The organism is bacterium (Candidatus Blackallbacteria) CG13_big_fil_rev_8_21_14_2_50_49_14, assembly GCA_002783405.1.
Taxonomy (GTDB): Bacteria; Cyanobacteriota; Sericytochromatia; order UBA7694; family UBA7694.
Genome location: PFGG01000020.1, coordinates 70,294 through 88,522, shown reverse-complemented (window position 1 = coordinate 88,522; position 18,229 = coordinate 70,294). Strand labels below are relative to the sequence as shown.

The following is an 18,229-nucleotide window of genomic DNA, read 5'->3' as shown; positions in this document are numbered from 1 at the left end:
TTAATGGTATGATGCACTGTGTATATCGCAAGGAGGATACTTAATGGATATCATCGTTTGCATCAAACAAGTTCCCGACACTACCACGGTCATTCAGATCGACCCTTCTGGGAAAGATATTGTCCGTGATGGCATTACCTATATCGTCAGTCCCTATGACGAATTTGCAATTGAAGAAGCTTTAAAACTCAAAGAAGCCCAGGATGGAACCGTTACTGTTCTGACCGTGGGTCCCGAAAGCGCGAAGGAAGCTTTGCGTACAGGCTTGGCCATGGGTGCTGATGAAGCCATTCACGTGGTTTATGAAGGCTCCCCCATGCAGTTGGATTCAATGACAACTGCCCGCTTGATTGCCAAAGCACTGGAAGGCAAAAAATACGACCTCGTTCTCTGTGGCCGTCAGGCCATTGATGACGATGCGCAGCAAATGGGTTCTCTGGTTGCTGAGTTCCTGGATATTCCCCAGATTTCTCTGGTGATTAAACTGGATATTGCTGGTGATCAAGTGAAAGCTTCCCGTACCATCGAAGGGGGTACACAGATTGTAGAATCTCGTCTGCCCGTTTTGATTACCGCTCAAAAGGGCTTAAATGAGCCCCGTTATCCCTCTATGAAGGGGATTCTCAAAGCGCGTAAAAAAGAAATTACTGAACTCAAAGCCGCTGAAATGGGTGTAGATTTAGCACCTGCTGTGGTTCTGGAAGAGCTGAAAATGCCTCCCGCCCGTCCAGCCGGCAAAATTGTAGCCAGTGTTGACGAACTCGTCAAAGCGCTGCATGAAGAAATCAAGGTCATTTAAGGGAAAGGAGAGATAAAAGAATGAATATTTTAGTCATTGCCGAAACAAAAGACGGAAATCTCCGTAAAACAAGTTTGGAACTTCTTTCCCAAGCCAAGGCCCTGAATGCCTCCTCTGTCACAGCAGTTCTGTTGGGCAAGGGTGTTGCTGGTCTGGCTGCCCGCTTGGGCCATTATGGCGCCCACAAGGTGCTGGTGGCTGAGCATGACCTGCTTGAAAACTATTCAACCGATGGTTATACCAAGGCCATTCATCAGATTGCCGATCAAATTCAGCCTGATCTGATTCTTTTTGCGGCTTCTTCAAACGGCAAGGACCTGGCTCCCCGTTTGGCTGCCCGTTTGAATACAGGTCTCGTTTCAGACGCCTTGGAATTGAGCCATGATGGCTCCAAGTTCGTGGCTGTGCGTCCGATGTTTGCCGGTAAAGCCTATGCCAAGGTTTCTGTTCAGGGCAAAGCGCTGGTCAGCCTGCGCCCCAACGTGACCCCTGTTGCGGCTGCCGATGAATCCCGTGCTGCTGAAGTCATGAACTTTGCCGTCAATCTGAGTGATTCAGATATTCGCGCCAAGGTTGTGGCGGTTGAAAAAGCTGATTCAGGCAAATTGGACGTAGCTGAAGCCGATATCGTCGTCAGCGGCGGTCGTGGTTTTAAAGGACCTGAAAACTTCCATCTCGTGGAAAGCCTGGCAGGTGCCTTAGGCGGTGCCGTGGGCGCTTCCCGTGCTGTCGTTGATGCCGGCTGGCGTCCACATGGTGAACAGGTTGGACAGACTGGTAAAACCGTCAGCCCCACCCTCTATGTGGCCTGTGCCGTTTCTGGCGCGATGCAGCATTTGGCGGGCATGTCCTCTTCAAAATACATTGTGGCTGTGAATACTGATCCGGAAGCCCCGATTTTTAAAGTGGCAACCTATGGTCTGGTGGGTGATGTCTTTGAGGTTCTGCCTCAATTGACGGAAGCTGTCAATCGTATCAAAGCCAGTAACAATTGATTTATTAAGCACTTGTTATAAAACGGGCCGTTTCATTAAATGTAAATTAAATATGAAACGGCCCGCACAAGTATGCAATCTTTTCTCGCGACAACTCGAAACGGATACGTATATCTGAATGAGGTAGATACACCATGGCAACCCTTTCTGTCGGCAACCTTCTGCTCGCTATCGGCGTCGGTTTTGATTCTCAGCTGAAAGCAGCAGACAACCTTTTCTTCTCTACGGCAATTGACCTTGATGACCCCACCCGCCCCATGTTTGGCGGTGCTGTTGGCAATACCAATGGTTTGGCCCGGCGGATAACAGATGCGGATGCTGAAGGTTATGTCAGTTTAAACAATGGTATTGACGGCGATCCTGTTGCTGTCAAACAGATTTCTACCGCCGATGGCCCCCGTTATGTGGTAACCAATGGTTCAGGCAAAGAAATTATGATTGAAGATCCCAGTGCCGGTGGCTCTGCTCAATTGCAATCCACCCCCCGTTTTATCGTCAAATCTGATGGGGTTGTCTATGACTCACTGGTTCACTCCCAAGCAGGGGGTACAGGTCAATGGCGTGTGGCCGACCCTGCTCAGCCTTTTGGTGGCACAGGTCTGGCTTCTGTTCCCAGCCCGATTGCGATTACGCACTATGCCCGTCCTGTGGGCCGTATTACCTTCAAAGCCAAAGAAGGTGCAACCTTGGCCCGTGCGCAGGATGAACTCAGCCGTATTGGCAGTTCTGTGCAGTTGTTGACGCGTCTGCTGGAATCCATTCAGGATGAAAGCCGCAGCTTTACGAGTATTATTCGTTAAATCCAAGTTATCGCTCACAAACCAACGGTGAAGCCCCCTCGTGGGGCTTTTTCTTTTGCCCTGATCAGGTTTGGTTATTCTTCAGGACAAGCTTTGGTTTTCCTTTTAACGGAGTGGGTTCCAGTCTATTTCAGCCAAATGCTGGGTTTTGAGCCATTGATTGATGTTTGAAAAGGGACGTGAACCAAAGAAACCATGGCGGGCCGAGAGCGGCGAGGGGTGTGCGCTTTCGAGAATCAGGTGCTGGGGATTTTGCAATAGCTTTTTCTTGGCCCGAGAGGGGTTGCCCCAAAGTACAAAGGCCAGGGGTTCAGGGCGTGCATCCAGCGCTGTTAATATCTGATCGGTGAATTTTTCCCAGCCCTGGTTGCGGTGAGAAAGGCTTTGCCCGGCCTGAACTGTGAGAATTGTATTCAACAGCAGAACGCCCTGCTGGGCCCAGGCTTCGAGATGCCCCTGTGCAGCGGGGGGAATGCCGAGATCACTTTCCAGTTCTTTGTAGATATTTTTGAGTGAGCGGGGAATGGCGATCCCTTTTTGCACCGAAAAGCTCAGACCATGGGCCTGGTTTGCACCGGGATAGGGGTCTTGCCCCAAAATCACGACCCGCACCCTGTTATAGGGTGTGGCGTGCAGGGCGTGAAACAAATTGGGTCGGGGGGGGTAAACGGTTTGGCTGGCATAGGCCTTTTCGACAAAACTGGAAAGCGACTGCCACCAGGGTTCTGCAAAACAGGCGTTGAGTTTCTCCCGCCAATCGGAAGGCAGTTCTTGTTCCAGGCTCATGGTACGACCGGGTTCACTTTCTCTTGGGCAAAGGCCTCTACCCACTCGCCCAAAACCTCAAGCCAAAGCGGATGGGTATTCAGGCAGGGAATCAATTGCAAATCTTCGCCCCCGGCGGCCAAGAAGCTTTCTTTGCCACGCATTGCAATTTCTTCGAGGGTTTCGAGGCAATCCGAAACAAAGGCTGGGCACATGACCCGGATCCGTTTAAAACCTTGCGCAGGCCAGACTTCGAGTTCCAAATCGGTATAGGGTTGCAGCCAGGGCGTGCGTCCCAGGCGGGATTGAAAGGTTACGCGGTATTTGTCTTGGGGAATATTCGCCGCTTTGACAAAGGCTTCTGTCGTTCTTAAAATCTGTGCGCGGTAACAGGTTTTGTGGGCCTCAGAGGGGGTATTGCAGCAATCAGGAACTTTCTGGCAGTGCTTGCCGCTGGCGTCGGCCTTGACCAGATGCCTGACGGGAATGCCATGGTAGCTGAAAACCAGCAGATCGTAAGGTTCCTCGAGCCAAGGGCGGGTATTTTCGACCAAGGCCTCGATATAGCGGGGGTGATTGTAAAAGGGGGGAAAGACTTTAAGTGTGGGGGTGTAGTTGAGAGCCTTGAGTTCGGCTTTTACTTTTTCCACCACGGTTTCAAAACTCGACATGGCGTAATGGGGGTAAAGAGGAATCAGCAGCAGGCGGTTGACGCCCTGTTGCTGGAGTTTTTCAAGGCCCTGGCGAATGCTGGGGCGGCCATAGCGCATGGCCAATTCAACCGGGATGGTGCTTTGAGTTTGAACGCTCTGCTGTACCTGCTCACTGATATGCACCAGGGGGGAGCCTGCTTCGGTCCAGATTTTGGCGTAGGCTTCGGCAGATTTGGCAGGACGGGTATTGAGAATAATGCCTTTCACGAGCAACGCTCTTAAGGGCCAGGGAATATCGATCACCCGTTCATCCATCAGGAATTCATCCAGATAGCGGCGAACATCGGGCACCTGGGGAGAATCGGGCGAACCGAGATTGACGAGTAAAACACCGGGTTTGTCTTGCATACTGCTTACCTCCAAAAGAAGTATCTTAGCATCGGATGAGGGTTTGAGGCAGGGGGTTTCCTCGGGCTTGACGTTTATTGGATGGGCCTGTCATAGTTTGAACCTGAGAATGAGAGGTTTGGGATGGCCTTCACAGAAAAAAATGCTGCACTTGAAACACAAATCCAGGCTTTAGAGCCTGAGATTCTTGCTTTGCATGCCTCCCCCTGGCATGGCGTGCTTGAAGAAGTCGGAACAGGGGGCTGGATTCAAACGCTTTTGCAGACCGTTTCCGGTGCCTCTCAAACGCTTTGGGCAGGGCGTTGTTCCTATGCCAAAGAAATCCAAGTCACTTTTTATGGAGAACAGAGTCGCTCGATTGCCCAAAGCACGGTTGAGAGCTGGGCGCGTAAGAATTTAAGCACAGCCGATAAATTTTTCTCTCTGGCCATCAGTGGCGCGGTTCGTTCAGGCATGGCACAGGGAGATTGCCATGCCTGGTTGGCTTTGGCGCTTTCTGACGGTCGTGGCTGGACCTTGCATCTGCGCTTGAAACAAGCTGAGCGTTTGGAACAACAATTCGCGCTGGGGGTTTTGGGCGTGCATTTACTGGCCCAGTTGGCGCAAGAGGATGGGCTGGTACTGGAGACGCTTGAGATACCTGTGGGGCTTGAGCTTGATGTGTGGCTGGCCTGGCATGAATCACCCTTTCAAACCTATCTGCAAGCAGGTCAGTTGATGCAGAAACAGCCACATGGCCTGCTCTTGTTTTTACCCCAAGCCGGGCGCTTGCTGCCTATGCGTCCGCTTGAGTTTCTGCGCGGTAAAAACATTCTGCTTCACAAGGGTTCCTTTAACCCTGTCACTTTGGCGCATCTGGCCATGCCACAGGCCGTTTTGAGCGAGCAGCCAGAGCTTTTGCCTGTGCTTGAGATCAGTCTCAACAATGCGGATAAAGGGACTGCCGCGCTTGATAATCTGGCGCACCGCTTGAGCATGTTGGCTTTTCAAAACTGGCCGGTTGCCTTGACGCGCACACCGGCACTTTACCAGACCGCTGAATTGTTCAGGGCTGAGGGTCAGATCACCCAGCTTGATTTTGTCTGTGGAGAAGACCTCTACTACCGGGTGTTTGAACCCCGCTATTACCAAAGTTTAAGCGGCGGGCTCAGCGAAGGGCTTGAGCGGCTTTTTGCAGAGGGAACCCAGTTGTGGGTTTGCGGGCGCAAAAATTCGCTGGGGTTTGGGCCTGAGGCCGCTCAAGCGGCTGAGACTTGGAAAGAACACTGTCACTTTCTAGCCTTTGATCAACCCATCGCCTCGACACAGATCCGTGAAGCCCTGCAAACAGGGCAATCGGGTTGGCAGAAATCGGTGCTGCCTGAGGTTGCCGAATATCTTCAAAATCACCCCCTTTATGCCTGACTCAGGAAGCTGATTGTGTGGCCTTGGGGCGCAGCTTTTCTGGCTTGTGATTTATGGGGGCAAAACAGGCGCTGCTTTGGCTTCTGCAGGCACAAGGCCACTCAGGCTTTTCAGAAACGTGACCAGTTCTTCAATTTGGGCTTCGCTATAGTCATCCCCAAATTCAGTTTTGGCCATGATCCGCACAGCTTCTTTGAGATCGGCGATTTTCCCATCGTGAAAATAGGGCTGGGTATGTTCAATATTGCGAAGTAAAGGCACTTTGAACAGATAGCGATCTTTTTCAAGTTTACTCACTTCATAGCGCCCAGGATCGGTCTGGTGGGGATAGGGGGCAATTACTCCAAATTTCTGAAAACTTTCGCCGCCCAGGCCTGGGCCATTGTGGCAGGCGACGCAACCCTTGTTCATAAACGCTTTGAGCCCTTTTTTTTCTGCGTCGTTCAGGGCTTTTCCATCTCCCTGCAGAAATTGATCAAAGCGTCCTGGCGTAATCAGGGTTTCTTCGAAACGGGCAAGGGCCAGGCTCAGATTGGCATAGGTCAGTGCATTTTCCTGACCTGGAAAGGCCTTTTGAAAGGAGTCGCGGTAACCTGAGATCTTTGACAGTTTTTGAATCACTGCATTTTCACTGGGCATGGCCATTTCCAAGGGGTTTAAAATCGGTTGTCCGGCCTGATCTTGCAGATCTTTGGCGCGGCCATCCCAGAACTGGGTTTTATTGTAGACGGCGTTTAAAACCGTGGGGGCATTGCGGGTTCCGGTTTGTGAAACATGGCCCAGGGAAGTGGCGCGGTTGTCGACACCAAAGCTCTCAAGATTGTGGCAGGATTTGCAGCTGATCTTATTGTTGATTGACAAGCGGGGATCGTAAAAGAGCATTTTTCCCAATGCTACTTGATCTGGGTTGGGCGTGGTTTTGGCTGTTAAAGCCTGAAAATGAAGATTGGCCTCCGTGATCAGCGCCAAATCTTCCGAAGAAATGGGCGGCAGACTGGCACTGGCACTGGCACTGGCACTGGCGCTTGCACTGGCTGAAGCCGAGGCCTGGGGGCTGGGTTGGCTTTGTTTCTCAAGCGGATTGGGAGTACAGGCCAAAAGCCCCAGGCAAGAGAGCAGAGTGAATTGTTTTTTCATGGGATATACCTCTCAGAATGAGGTTTGGCGAATTGCAAAAGTTTGGCTCGGTTCTCAATGCTCAGGCGTTCATAATTGGGCCAATCAATGGCTTGCATCAGATCCGGGGCCCACGGCGGGGGCATCACCCCTCTTTCAAGCATGATATAAAAACCACCTGGAATGCCACCAAACAAATGCATGAGTTCTTCTTGGCCACTGCTGAACCCGAGAGCTTCTCCTTTGTCCTGACGGTCTTTTAAGCCTTCGAGTTCAGCCAGAACACGCAAACGGTCTTCGCCATCGACGGTATCAAAATGCGCAGCCTTGACCCTTTCGATGACCTGGGGCAAGGTCTTGCGGTTATGGCAGGGCAGGCAACTGAAATAGGTAATTCTGAAAACTTCACTGTAAGCAATGGCTGGACTGGGAGAAGCTGTGGGGGTTGCAGAGGTTTGGGTTCCCGCCGTTGCTGTGGCAGCTGGAGCGGTTGCTGAAGGGGTTGGCTTGACTTCTTCAGGGCTATTGCAACCCCAAAGCAAAACGGTGATCAGGAACCATCCCAGGATGAGGTTTTTAGGGGGCATACCTTGTCTCAAAAACTTTTTGCCTGCTCTTTTATTATATTCATTAATTATGATATTTTTTATTCAATTATGCTAGCTTATTTTATCGCTTTCAAGCGATAAGTTTTCAAAATTTCAGGATCGATGCTTTCAAGTTTTTCCAAACTTGGTTTTGATGCCGGGAGCGTGACGCAAGCCCGGTTCCGTGCTAAGATACCCTGCGGCAGGCCGGGTCTGGCCCGCCTATCTCAAGCGCAGGTTACAGAGCATGAAACTGGCAATTGGCAGTGACCATGGCGGTTACGAACTGAAAGAAAAACTCAAGCAATATATTAAAGATACCTTTCATTATGAAGTGGTAGATTTTGGCACGCACAGTACCGAGGCGGTAGATTATCCGGATTTCGCCTTTCTGGTGGCAGCGGCCGTGGCCGAGGGGCAATTCCCTTTGGGCATTATTGTAGATGGTGCAGGCATTGGCAGTGCGATTGTCGCGAATAAACTGCCGGGTGTGCGGGCTGGAAACTGCAATGATATTTATATGGCGCGCAACAGCCGTGCGCACAACCAGGCCAATATTTTGACCCTGGGTTCACAGGTGGTTGGGCCCGGATTGGCCCAGGAAATCGTGAAAGTCTGGCTCGAGACAAGTTTTGAACAGCGCCATCAGAAACGAATCGACAAAATTCTTCATCTTGAAAAGCAAATTTATGGATTCGGGAAATAAACTATGAATATTGAAAAAATTGCTGAAGAAGTAACCCGTGAATTGCTCGCAGAACTCTATCTGGGGCAGGCTCCTCATTCTCCTGCGATTCCCTACAGCCGGGTGCTGATCGTTTTTTCCCGATCAGATCTGGATCTGCAACCTGTTCTGGCCAAATTGGGAAAATGGAAATCCCGTGCCCACTTACAGCTTTTGGCACCCAAATGGGCCCAGGGCCTGTGGACCGGAGCGCCCTTTGCGGCCCAGGGCTTGGAAGTGAGCTTTGTTTCGCCTGAAGCCCGTCCTGGCCAGGCCAAAGCCCTGCTCGACAGTGTCGACCGTGTGGCGATTGTTGGGGCCAACCGAACCTTGATGCAGCAGATCAGCCGCATGAACCGTGAAAATCTTGTTTCTGCTTTGGTGGTCGAGGCCCTGAGCCGCAGCAAGACAGCTTTGTTGCTTGACGATTTTCTGTTGGAGCATGAGGCTGATTTGGGCAAAAAATTGAGCACCCTGGGTGTTAAATTGGGACGTCTGACCGATCTTGAACATATTTTGCCTTTGCCTCCTTTGCCCTTGAATATTTCTCAGCCGCTTGCCGGTGCAGGTGTGAAGGCCGCTCCTGCTTTACCCGCCAATTGCCAAGGCTGTGAATTGCATGGAAATTGTGCGACGGCCTGTACAGACCGGGTGCGTAGTCTGGTTCAGGCCGGAGCCCAGCGTGTGGCAACCAGTTTGGGAATGCATCCGGTTCCCGCTGATTTGGCCCCCTTGATCGATCATACCCTCTTGAAAGCTGAAGCTACCGAAGCCCAGGTGCGACAGCTCTGTGCCGAAGCCAAAGAATACAGTTTTGCTTCGGTCTGTGTGAACCCGACCTGGGTTTCGCTCTGTGCACAATTGCTGAAAGGCACGCCTGTTAAGGTCTGTACAGTGATCGGTTTCCCCTTGGGTGCGACTGATTCCCAGACCAAAGCCGATGAAACCCGACATGCGGTAGCCAATGGTGCTCAGGAAATTGACATGGTCATCAATGTGGGGGCCCTCAAGAGTGGCAAAGAGAAGTTGGTCGAAGAAGATATTCGTGCAGTGGTTCAGGCTGCTTCAGGCAATACGGTTAAGGTGATCTTTGAAACCGCACTGCTGAGTGATTCAGAAAAAGTCATTGCCTGCCAGCTTTCTGAAAAGGCCGGTGCCCATTTTGTCAAAACCTCAACAGGTTTTGGCCCAGGCGGTGCGACCGAGCAGGATGTGGCCCTGATGCGCAGAACGATTCGACCCGATATGGAAGTCAAAGCTTCGGGTGGCATTCGCGATCGTGAAACCGCGATTAAAATGGTTCAGGCCGGAGCGACCCGAATTGGCGCCAGTGCCAGTATTGCGATTGCAACGGGCACCAAAGCCAGTGGCGGGGGCAAGTATTAATGCCTGTCTTTAAACACCACCACAGTCTCTATGACTTGGATGGCAAGTGGCAGGATCAGCAGTTTCTCTTTAGCGCTGAGGCAGAATCACAGACGGTGTCGGTTCAGGAATTAGAGGCCGGGACCTTTTTGGTTCGCCAGGGCAGTCAGGTTTCGTTGGTGCATGCCGTACAAGAAGGCAATCATCTGCTCTTGAGCTTTCAAGGCCAGACCTATCTGCTCGAACGTCAGAAAAAGGCTTCAGCACATCAGCCCGAAGATCCGGTTTCTAATCATTTGGAAGCCCCGCTCACGGGCAAGGTGCTTCAGGTTCAGGTTGAAGAGGGGCAAACACTTGAGGCCGGTGTTTCTGCCGTGATTTTGGAGTCTATGAAAATGGAGACTGCTTTGATGACGCCTTTTGCTGCACGGGTGATGAAAATTCACTGTGCAGCGGGTGATTCAGTCAGTACTGGCCAGGTTTTGGTAGAATTGGAGCCGCTTGAAGATGACGTATGAAGAGAATGAAACAAATGAAGCCCAGATTTCACGTATTTATGGCAAGCACCCTGTTCGTTCAGCTTTAAAAAGTGAGCGGCCAGTTTATAAACTTTGGTTGGCCAATAATCTTGAGCCCCGCATGCTCAAAGAATTTCAGATTTTAGCCCGTGAGCGCAGTACGCCGGTGCAGGTGGTGCCCCCTGAAAAAATTCAAAAATTGTGTCCGGGCGTTCAGGCCCAGGGCATTGTGGCGGACACAGGGTCTTATGAATATCTCGATTGGGAAGCCTTTTGTCAGCTCTTGAAAGACAAAGACGGAGATCCCTTTGTCATTCTGCTCGACCAAGTTCAGGACCCTCACAATCTGGGCGCCATTTTGCGAACCGCAGAAGCCGCAGGCGCAGATGGGGTGGTTATTCCCCGGCACGGGGGAGCGGGTTTGACCGAGGGGGTTGCCAAGGCCTCTGCTGGCGCAATTGAAAATATTCCCGTGGTGCAGGTCACCAACCTCAGTCGGGCGCTTGAAGATTTACAGGAACTGAATATCTGGAGTACAGGCTTTGCGCTTGATGCCAAAGAAAGTTATTTTGACGCGGATTTGACCGGACCCGTGGCTTTGGTGGTGGGCAGTGAGCACAAAGGCTTAAGGCCCAATGTGGGCAATCATTGTGATCGTCTTGTGCATATCCCCATGCAGGGGGATCGCTCCTTGAATGCTTCGGTTGCTGCTTCCCTGGCCATGTATGAAGTGGTTCGCCAACGTCTGCGTGCGGCAAAAGCCTGAGCCAAACTGGATTGCTTTATTTTCGCTCCTTGACTAATATTATAAAATATTGAATTTTTGCAGGCAGGTGATGTATGTCGCTCTCCCAGGTAGGTGTTCGCTCGCTTTTAGCGGTTAACTCCTGGATAGGCTTAATCAATTCCAACCTTCAAGGGGCCTCTCGTACAGGTTTTAAAACCGTGCGTCCGATTCTTTCCGATGGTTTGGGGCAGTTAACTGCTGTAAGAGGGGTTGAATCTCCCCCCTCAACCCTGAATGTACAGGCCACCTCTTTGGAATGGGGCCAGGGTGCGATCGTCAATTCTGAACAATCCAGTCATTTTGCTTTACAGGGTGAAGGATTTTTTGTGGTGGCGGATCAGTTTGGCCGTTATTATCTGACACGAGATGGTGAGTTTCATTGGGATGGCAATGGCTATTTGACCAACAGTGCGGGCTTAAAAGTGATTTCCAGCGGGCAGGATTTTATCCGCCTGGCCAAACAGGACCGTTCAGATCTTTTTCAACCGGATGGGGCTTCTCAGGAGCTGCTGCGCTATGGCGATAAATCACTTTTGATTGTGGATGTAGCGAATCGTGATGGCCTGCAGATGAGCCAGTATGGATCGACCGTCTTTTCGATTGATGGCCAATTGCCCCTGCGGATTCGCAACGACATGACCGAAACCACCGATGGACTGACCCTGCTCTATGATGACCCCGATCAATTGCCCTCTGTAGATGCGCCGGGATTTGTCACGATTCCCCCCTTCCCAGCGGGTTCCAATACGGATTTTTCGATTGATTTTGGCGACAATGGCTTTATGAATTTTCGCGATTATAACCCTTTGGCGGGTGGCCCTTTTCCCAGTGCCACGCCTTTGGATTTTAATCCGGCCACCAATACGATTCAACATATTTTGAATGCGATTAATACCTATGGAGCCACTGTTGGCGGAAGAGTTTCTGCTGCTTTTGACCCCAATACCGATCAGTTGATTATTCGCAATGAGCAAAATATAGGCGGTGGGGTAGTCAATACGCAGATTGCTTTTTATGGCCCCAATGCCACACCTTTGCGCAAATTTTTTCAAATTGGCCAAAACCTGGCAACCAATCCCATCGATGATGCTGATCTGGATGGCAACCTTGAATCGATGATGCAGAGTGATAAAGATATTGATAACAGTGCCAAACGCTTGGCCCTGGATTTGGTTGCCGCAGATGTAAATGCCAGTATCCAATCTCTCAGTCAGTCTCCCCGTTTTCCTGCGACTTATTTTCATGACAAAGCCAATGGTTTTTTGCAGTCGGATGCTTCGGTGGCGGGCCGTGGCGCGATGGTGATTGGTGAGTCTCAGGAGACCAATCAGTTTGATGTGATTTTGGATATGAAGGCTTCGGCCGGATTTCTGACCTTCAGTTTTGGTCAGAATGATCCCCACCAGCTTTTTTCTACGGGTTTTCGTGTGGTCTATGATACTTCGGTGGGTACGCTTACCTTGCTTGAAAACCCAAAAGATGCCAATGGTACCAGTATTGTTTTGCAAACTCTGGCCCTGCCTCCGATGGCTTCAGCGGGTTCTCCCCCTACAGCTGCAGACCCCCTGCGACGGCTGGTTTTTTCGATGAGCCCGGAGCATATTTTAACAGTCAGTATGAATGGCAATACCGCTGTTTTTGATCTTTCGGGGGCTGCCGATGATATTGGGGGCTATCTTACCATTCGCAACACGGCCAATGTCATGCAGATCTACAATTTACAGGCCGATTTTCATCAACCCTATAATGTCTCTCGCACCGGAGACATCGTCAGTATGAGCCAAACCAATATTGCCAATGTCGAAATCGTGGAGCGTTGGCAGGAACGTCAGCGTACACGGGTGGTTCAATCTTCTTTGGAAACCTCCACGGCTTCTTTGACGGAATATGTGCCGATGTTGGCCTTGGCACAAAAAGTTTTTGCTTCGATTTCGAAGGTGATTTCTACGCATAATGCAATGATCGATGACCTGAATTCCTTGTTGAGATAGATTTTAAATTTTTGTTAAAAATTGCATTTGTTTTTTTTTTGTGTTTAAATTCCTGATAAGTAATCAACTTCTATCAGGTGCGAAACGCTAAAATGATACTAGGGTTTTTCTGCTCCTATTTTCAGTATTTGAAAGGCAACACACATGTCTCTTGATAAAATTGGCGTCAATTCACTGCTTGCGGTCAACTCCTGGATCGGCATGATTAACTCGAATATGGAAGGTACTTCGCGTACGGGTTTTAAGCCTACCCGTATCAGTCTGTCAGATGGCTTGGGTCAGTTAACCACTACCAATAAAGTTCTCGACGCTCCTCCTTCTACCCTCTCAGTTCAGGCCACGACGATTGAATGGGGCCAGGGCTCGATTGTTAATTCTGAATCTTCTTCTCATTTTGCGATTCAAGGTGAAGGCTTTTTCGTCTTGGCGGATAATTTTGGACGCTACTTTTTAAGCCGAGATGGTGAGTTTCACTGGGATCAGAACGGTTTTCTGGTCAACAGCGCGGGCTTGAAAGTGGTTTCAAGTGGTGAAGAGTTTATTCGCAAAGATGTTTCAGATCGTTCCGATATTTTCAGTGTTGATGGCTATTCAAAAGAATTGCTGAAACATGGCGATAAATCTTTTATGTTGGTCAGTGTGGCCAATCGTGACGGACTTTTGATGTCTCAATATGGCTCTACGGTTTTTCAGGTGGATGGTGATCTGCCTTTGCGGGTGCAAAACTCCTTTGAATCGACCACCGATGGGGTGACTTATATTTACGATGACCCCGATATCCTGGCTTCGGTCAATGACCCCAATTTTGTCACGGTTCCTCCCTCTCCTGTGGGGACCAATACTGATTTTTCGATTGATTTGGGTGTGAATGGGCTTTTTAATTTTAATCTCTTCAACCCGTTGGGGGTGGGGACACAATTTAACCCCACCACCAATTCGATCGACCATATTGTGACTGCGATCAATGCCTATGGAGCCACGGTTGGGGGGCGCGTCAGTGCCTATTTTGATCAGGTGGCCGACCATTTGGTGATTCGCAATGAACAGATTGCGGTGGGTGACAATACCAATATTATATTGGGTGGAGCGAATGGCAATGCCTTGCGTCGGTTTTTCCAAATCGACTTTAACAAAGCTTCAAACCCCATTAACGATACCAATGGCAATGGGGTTCTTGAAACCCTTTTAGAGAGTGGACGGGATATTGATAACAGCACCAATGCCAAATTTGATGTGCTGGATATTGGCGGGGGAACCTATACCACGGCGATGCCCATCAGCCAATTGATTACCCCCGTACCCACCTATTTTCATGACAAGGTCAATGGCTTTATCCGGTCTCAAAACATTACAGGTTCTGCCGGTATGGTCTTGGGCGAAAGTCGCCAGACCACGCAGTTTGAAATGGAGATGAATGTAAAGGTCTCCAATGAAGCAGGTTCTCAAATTGTGATTGGTTTTGGTCAAAAAGATTCCCATGATTTACGCTCGGGTGGTTTCAGCCTGCGTTATGATCCTGTTGCGGGTACCGTGCGCCTCTTTCAGCAGGCCGATGGCTACAATCCCCCTGCTACCTCTTTTCAGATCGCTGGCCCTGTGGCCATGCCTGTGATTGCTACCGTTGGCTCTGGAGCTGCTTTGTCGGCATTGCCAAATACTGCCAGAATTGCTGTCTCTTTGAGTGCTGAAAAGGTCGTTACTTTTTCTGTCAATGGCACGCTCGCAACCTTTGATTTGGGCGGTGCGGGTGACGACCTCAGCGGCTATTTGAGTGTTCGCAACCAGTTCAATGAGCTTCAGGTTCATGACATGACCTTTGATCTCAAAGGCAAATACAACCAGCTCAGAGCGGGTGATTTGTTCAGTGTAGGTGTTTTGAAAAATGCTGCTGTTGAGATTAAAAATCTTTGGCAAGAGCGTCAATCTTCACGGGTGGTGCAATCTTCACTTGAAACCTCAACCGCTTCACTGACTGAATACGTGCCGATGTTGGGCTTGGCGCAGAAAGTCTTTGCTGCGATTTCTAAAATTATCAGTACCCACAATGCGATTGTGGATGATATTAATACACTTTTTAGATAAAGAGCGCTTGATAGCCGGTTTATTTTTTGCTGGCTTTTGACACTTTCAGAAAAAAAAGATTGAATTCAAATTTGAATCCAGTCTTTTTTTTTATGGAATCTGAAGCAAAGAATTTATGCCAAGCCTGAGACTCACGCTTTCATTCTCTGGCTGATCCCGGATAAAGGGTGTTATAATTCACCATCAACAACTGTAGCAGATTTGGAGTAGATCATACGTGGTTGAATTCGATGCAACAATCTTAATCCAGGCATTTAATTTTGTCTTTTTATTAGCTATTCTTAACTTAATCTTTTTTCAGCCGATTATTCGTATTCAGAATGAACGTCGTGAAGCTGTCGACAGTGCGCGCAAATCCGCAGATAGTCGCATGCATGAATTGAAAACCATGCGTGAAGGTTATCAGCAGAAATTAGATTCTGCCCGCCAAGAGGCCTTTGAATTGGTCTCTTCCAAAGTGGCTGCTGCCACACAGGAACGTGAAGCTCAGATGAGCAAGATCAGCGCTGAAATGGATGCGCGCATGAATGAAGCCCGTGAGCAGATTACGGCTCAGGAAAATTCGCTTCGTGATGCGCTTGGCAAAGAAGTCAGTGTACTGGCTGATGCCATCTTTACCCGGCTGACCAGCCTTGAAACCAAGCATGAAGCGAGTATTGGCTCATGATAATCCTGATCATCTGTTCTTTACTGAATTTCGGAATTCTCTTATTTTTGCTTATGAAATTTGTGGTGCCTCGTTTTTCTGAGGCCATGGATAAAAAGCAAGAGAGCATTTCCCGTACCGTTGAAGAAGCCGAAAAGAGTTTGGCGGATATCAACCGTGAGTTAGAGTCTCACACCCACAAAATGGCGGAAGTAGAAGCGCAAATCGCTGATATCCGCCAGGAAGCGGAAGTTCGTGGCGAAGCTGCGGCCCGTAAAATCAAAGAAGATACCACCCGTGAGATCGAGGCTTTGCGCGTGCGCGTTGACCGTCAGATTGACCAGGAGTTTCATAACCTGAAACTGCGTCTGCGTGCTGAATTGGTGAACCAAGTCACGCTGGCAGCCCAGGAGTTGGCTTCCGAGCGACTTGATAAATCAGGTCATGCCAGCCTTGTTGAGAGCTTTGCCTTCTCGCTCAAGGATTTCAAGGAGTTTAAATCATGAAGCAGAAAGTCATTTCTGAGCGCTATGCAGAGGCCTTGTTTGGCTTGGCGCATGAATTGAAAAAAGAAGATGAATTTGGCGCAACCTTGCATGAGATTGTGGCTTTGATTCAAGAAAATGTTGATTTAAGTCGCATTCTCTTGCATCCTGTGATCAAAAAAGCGGATAAGCACGCTGTGCTGAAAAATCTTTTCGCCGCCAAAGTCCCTGCTGAAATGCTTCATTTTCTTTTCCTTTTGGTAGATAAAAAGCGTGAAAACTATCTGGCAGAAATTGCTGATGAATATCAGCGCCTGCTCAATCAGTTGCACAAAAAAGTGGTGACAGAGGTGATTACCGCTGTTCCACTGGTAGACAAAACCGAGAAGATTCTCAAAAAAGAACTGGAAGCCTATCTGGGTCAAACCGTTGAAATGCGCTGTGAAACCGATCCCTCTATTTTGGGCGGAGTGCGTATTAAAATCGGAGATCGCATGATCGATGGCTCGCTCAAAACCCAACTTGCTGGGCTCGCGCAGACGCTGGCCTAGTACACGTACGAACGAAAATGAACACCAAGGAGATCCTATGCTGAGCATTCAACCTGATGAGATTACCAGTATTCTCAAAGAACAAATTAAAAAATATGAACGTGAATTAACCGATACCTCAACCGGAACCGTATTGAGCGTAGGTGACGGGATTGCCCGTATTTATGGCCTGGAAGCTGCGAAAGCGGGCGAACTGCTTGACTTTGGCAATGGCATTGTCGGAATGGTATTTAACCTTGAGGAAGACAGTGTCGGCGCCGTAATTTTCGGCAATGGCCGCACCATCAAAGAAGGGGATACTGTTAAAACCACCGGTCGCGTGGTTGAAGTTCCCGTCGGTGAAGCCCTGTTGGGCCGTGTGGTTGACCCCTTGGGCAACCCCCTCGATGGCAAAGGCCCGATTGCTGCCAGCGGCACCCGTCTGGTAGAATCTCCCGCCCCTGGGATTATTCAACGTAAATCTGTTCATGAACCCCTGCAGACAGGCTTAACCGCGATTGACGCCATGACCCCCATTGGCCGTGGTCAGCGCGAGTTGATCATTGGGGACCGTCAGACAGGTAAAACCTCTGTTGCGATTGACGCAATTATCAACCAAAAAGGTTTGAACTGCCTTTGCGTTTATGTTGCCATCGGTCAGAAGGCTTCTACCGTAGCCAACGTGGTCAAGATTCTCGAAGATCATGATGCCATGTCCTATACCATCGTGGTTTCTGCGCCTGCCAACGCGGCTCCAGCTTTGCAGTTCCTGGCTCCCTATGCCGGTTGTGCCATGGGTGAGTATTTTATGTACAAAGGCCAGCACGTTTTGGCGGTCTACGATGACCTCACCAAACAGGCTTGGGCTTACCGTGAAATGTCGCTGCTGATGCGCCGTCCTCCTGGCCGTGAAGCCTATCCCGGTGACGTATTCTATCTTCACTCCCGTTTGCTGGAACGCGCCGCCAAATTGAGCGATGCGATGGGTGCCGGTTCTTTAACCGCTCTGCCGATTGTTGAAACCCAGGCGAATGACGTGACTGCGTATATTCCCACCAACGTTATTTCAATTACCGATGGTCAGATTTTCTTGGAAACCGACCTTTTCAACGCCGGTGTGCGTCCTGCGATCAACTCCGGGATTTCCGTTTCCCGTGTAGGGGGCGCAGCCCAAACCAAAGCCATGAAAAAGATTGCGGGTAAGATGCGTTTGGAATTGGCTCAGTTCCGTGAACTGGCAGCTTTTGCCCAGTTTGCTTCCGATTTGGATAAGGCCACCCAAGATCAGTTGGCCCAAGGTCAACGTTTGACTGAAACCCTGAAACAGCCTGTAAACGCTCCGTTCTCTCTGGGCAAAATGGTGCTTCAGATTTATATGGTCACGGGCGGTCTGGTCAGCGATATCGATGTGAAAGATTTGCAGCGTTTCCGTAAGGAACTCTTTGCCTATCTGGATACTTCTCATCCCGATCTTGAAACCACGATTTCTGAAACCGGTCAGTTGACTGATGATACCGAAGCCAAAATCAAGCAGGTGATCGGTGCCTTTAAATCCAGCGTGTTTAAGAAGTAGG

18 protein-coding genes are annotated in these 18,229 nt (G+C 49.7%); 14 read left to right on the top strand and 4 right to left on the bottom strand.

From position 1 onward, the window contains the following. The first annotated feature begins 43 nt into the window (after positions 1-43). The 3 genes from COW20_04500 (at position 44) to COW20_04490 (ending at position 2,594) form a co-directional block, all read left to right on the top strand. Positions 44-799 (top strand): electron transfer flavoprotein subunit beta, encoded by a 756-nt coding sequence (locus COW20_04500; protein ID PIW49914.1) that lies wholly within the window; start codon positions 44-46, stop codon positions 797-799. 20 nt (positions 800-819) lie between these two features. Next, a complete protein-coding gene (locus COW20_04495) occupies positions 820-1,794 on the top strand; it encodes an electron transfer flavoprotein subunit alpha (GenBank protein ID PIW49913.1) in 975 nt (324 codons plus the stop codon). A 134-nt stretch (positions 1,795-1,928) separates the two neighbouring features. Further along, positions 1,929-2,594 carry a hypothetical protein gene (locus tag COW20_04490; GenBank protein ID PIW49912.1) on the top strand — a complete coding sequence of 222 codons (666 nt, stop codon included), beginning with the start codon at positions 1,929-1,931 and terminating at the stop codon, positions 2,592-2,594. A gap of 105 nt (positions 2,595-2,699) precedes the next feature. Here the strand turns inward: COW20_04490 and COW20_04485 are convergent, their stop codons facing one another. Together COW20_04485 and COW20_04480 are read right to left on the bottom strand one after the other, a co-directional pair. Then, a complete protein-coding gene (locus COW20_04485) occupies positions 2,700-3,374 on the bottom strand; it encodes a uracil-DNA glycosylase (GenBank protein ID PIW49948.1) in 675 nt (224 codons plus the stop codon). 2 nt (positions 3,375-3,376) lie between these two features. Next, positions 3,377-4,420 carry a ferrochelatase gene (locus COW20_04480; GenBank protein ID PIW49911.1) on the bottom strand — a complete coding sequence of 348 codons (1,044 nt, stop codon included), beginning with the start codon at positions 4,418-4,420 and terminating at the stop codon, positions 3,377-3,379. A 123-nt stretch (positions 4,421-4,543) separates the two neighbouring features. On the opposite strand from COW20_04480, the gene COW20_04475 reads away from it, so the two are divergent. Next, on the top strand, positions 4,544-5,824 hold the full coding sequence (locus COW20_04475) for a hypothetical protein (protein PIW49910.1): 1,281 nt from the start codon (positions 4,544-4,546) through the stop codon (positions 5,822-5,824). A 51-nt stretch (positions 5,825-5,875) separates the two neighbouring features. Here COW20_04475 and COW20_04470 read toward each other — a convergent pair whose 3' ends face one another. Further along, a complete protein-coding gene (locus COW20_04470) occupies positions 5,876-6,961 on the bottom strand; it encodes a cytochrome-c peroxidase (protein ID PIW49909.1) in 1,086 nt (361 codons plus the stop codon). Further along, a complete protein-coding gene (locus tag COW20_04465) occupies positions 6,958-7,527 on the bottom strand; it encodes a hypothetical protein (GenBank protein ID PIW49908.1) in 570 nt (189 codons plus the stop codon). Before COW20_04465 ends, COW20_04470 begins: the two co-directional genes overlap by 4 nt. A 247-nt stretch (positions 7,528-7,774) precedes the next feature. Here COW20_04465 and rpiB point away from each other — a divergent pair, with 247 nt between their 5' ends. The 10 genes from rpiB (at position 7,775) to COW20_04415 (ending at position 18,228) form a co-directional block, all read left to right on the top strand. After that, the gene (rpiB, locus tag COW20_04460; protein ID PIW49907.1) at positions 7,775-8,233 is read left to right on the top strand and encodes a ribose 5-phosphate isomerase B; all 459 of its coding nucleotides are present in this window, start codon (positions 7,775-7,777) and stop codon (positions 8,231-8,233) included. A 720-nt stretch (positions 8,234-8,953) separates the two neighbouring features. Next, positions 8,954-9,637: a deoxyribose-phosphate aldolase gene (deoC, locus tag COW20_04455; protein PIW49947.1), complete on the top strand. Its 684-nt coding sequence runs from the start codon at positions 8,954-8,956 to the stop codon at positions 9,635-9,637. Then, a complete protein-coding gene (locus tag COW20_04450; GenBank protein PIW49906.1) occupies positions 9,637-10,134 on the top strand; it encodes a hypothetical protein in 498 nt (165 codons plus the stop codon). Before deoC ends, COW20_04450 begins: the two co-directional genes overlap by 1 nt. Beyond that, on the top strand, positions 10,124-10,900 hold the full coding sequence (locus COW20_04445; protein ID PIW49905.1) for a 23S rRNA (guanosine(2251)-2'-O)-methyltransferase RlmB: 777 nt from the start codon (positions 10,124-10,126) through the stop codon (positions 10,898-10,900). Before COW20_04450 ends, COW20_04445 begins: the two co-directional genes overlap by 11 nt. A 74-nt stretch (positions 10,901-10,974) precedes the next feature. Further along, positions 10,975-12,912 (top strand): hypothetical protein, encoded by a 1,938-nt coding sequence (locus COW20_04440; GenBank protein ID PIW49904.1) that lies wholly within the window; start codon positions 10,975-10,977, stop codon positions 12,910-12,912. 144 nt (positions 12,913-13,056) lie between these two features. Beyond that, positions 13,057-14,994 (top strand): hypothetical protein, encoded by a 1,938-nt coding sequence (locus COW20_04435; GenBank protein ID PIW49903.1) that lies wholly within the window; start codon positions 13,057-13,059, stop codon positions 14,992-14,994. A 199-nt stretch (positions 14,995-15,193) separates the two neighbouring features. Next, on the top strand, positions 15,194-15,661 hold the full coding sequence (locus COW20_04430) for a hypothetical protein (GenBank protein ID PIW49902.1): 468 nt from the start codon (positions 15,194-15,196) through the stop codon (positions 15,659-15,661). After that, on the top strand, positions 15,658-16,146 hold the full coding sequence (locus COW20_04425) for a hypothetical protein (GenBank protein ID PIW49901.1): 489 nt from the start codon (positions 15,658-15,660) through the stop codon (positions 16,144-16,146). Before COW20_04430 ends, COW20_04425 begins: the two co-directional genes overlap by 4 nt. Continuing rightward, positions 16,143-16,676: a hypothetical protein gene (locus COW20_04420; GenBank protein ID PIW49900.1), complete on the top strand. Its 534-nt coding sequence runs from the start codon at positions 16,143-16,145 to the stop codon at positions 16,674-16,676. Before COW20_04425 ends, COW20_04420 begins: the two co-directional genes overlap by 4 nt. 37 nt (positions 16,677-16,713) lie before the next feature. After that, entirely contained in the window at positions 16,714-18,228 is a 1,515-nt protein-coding gene (locus tag COW20_04415) for a F0F1 ATP synthase subunit alpha (protein PIW49899.1), read from the top strand. Position 18,229: the final 1 nt, after the last annotated feature.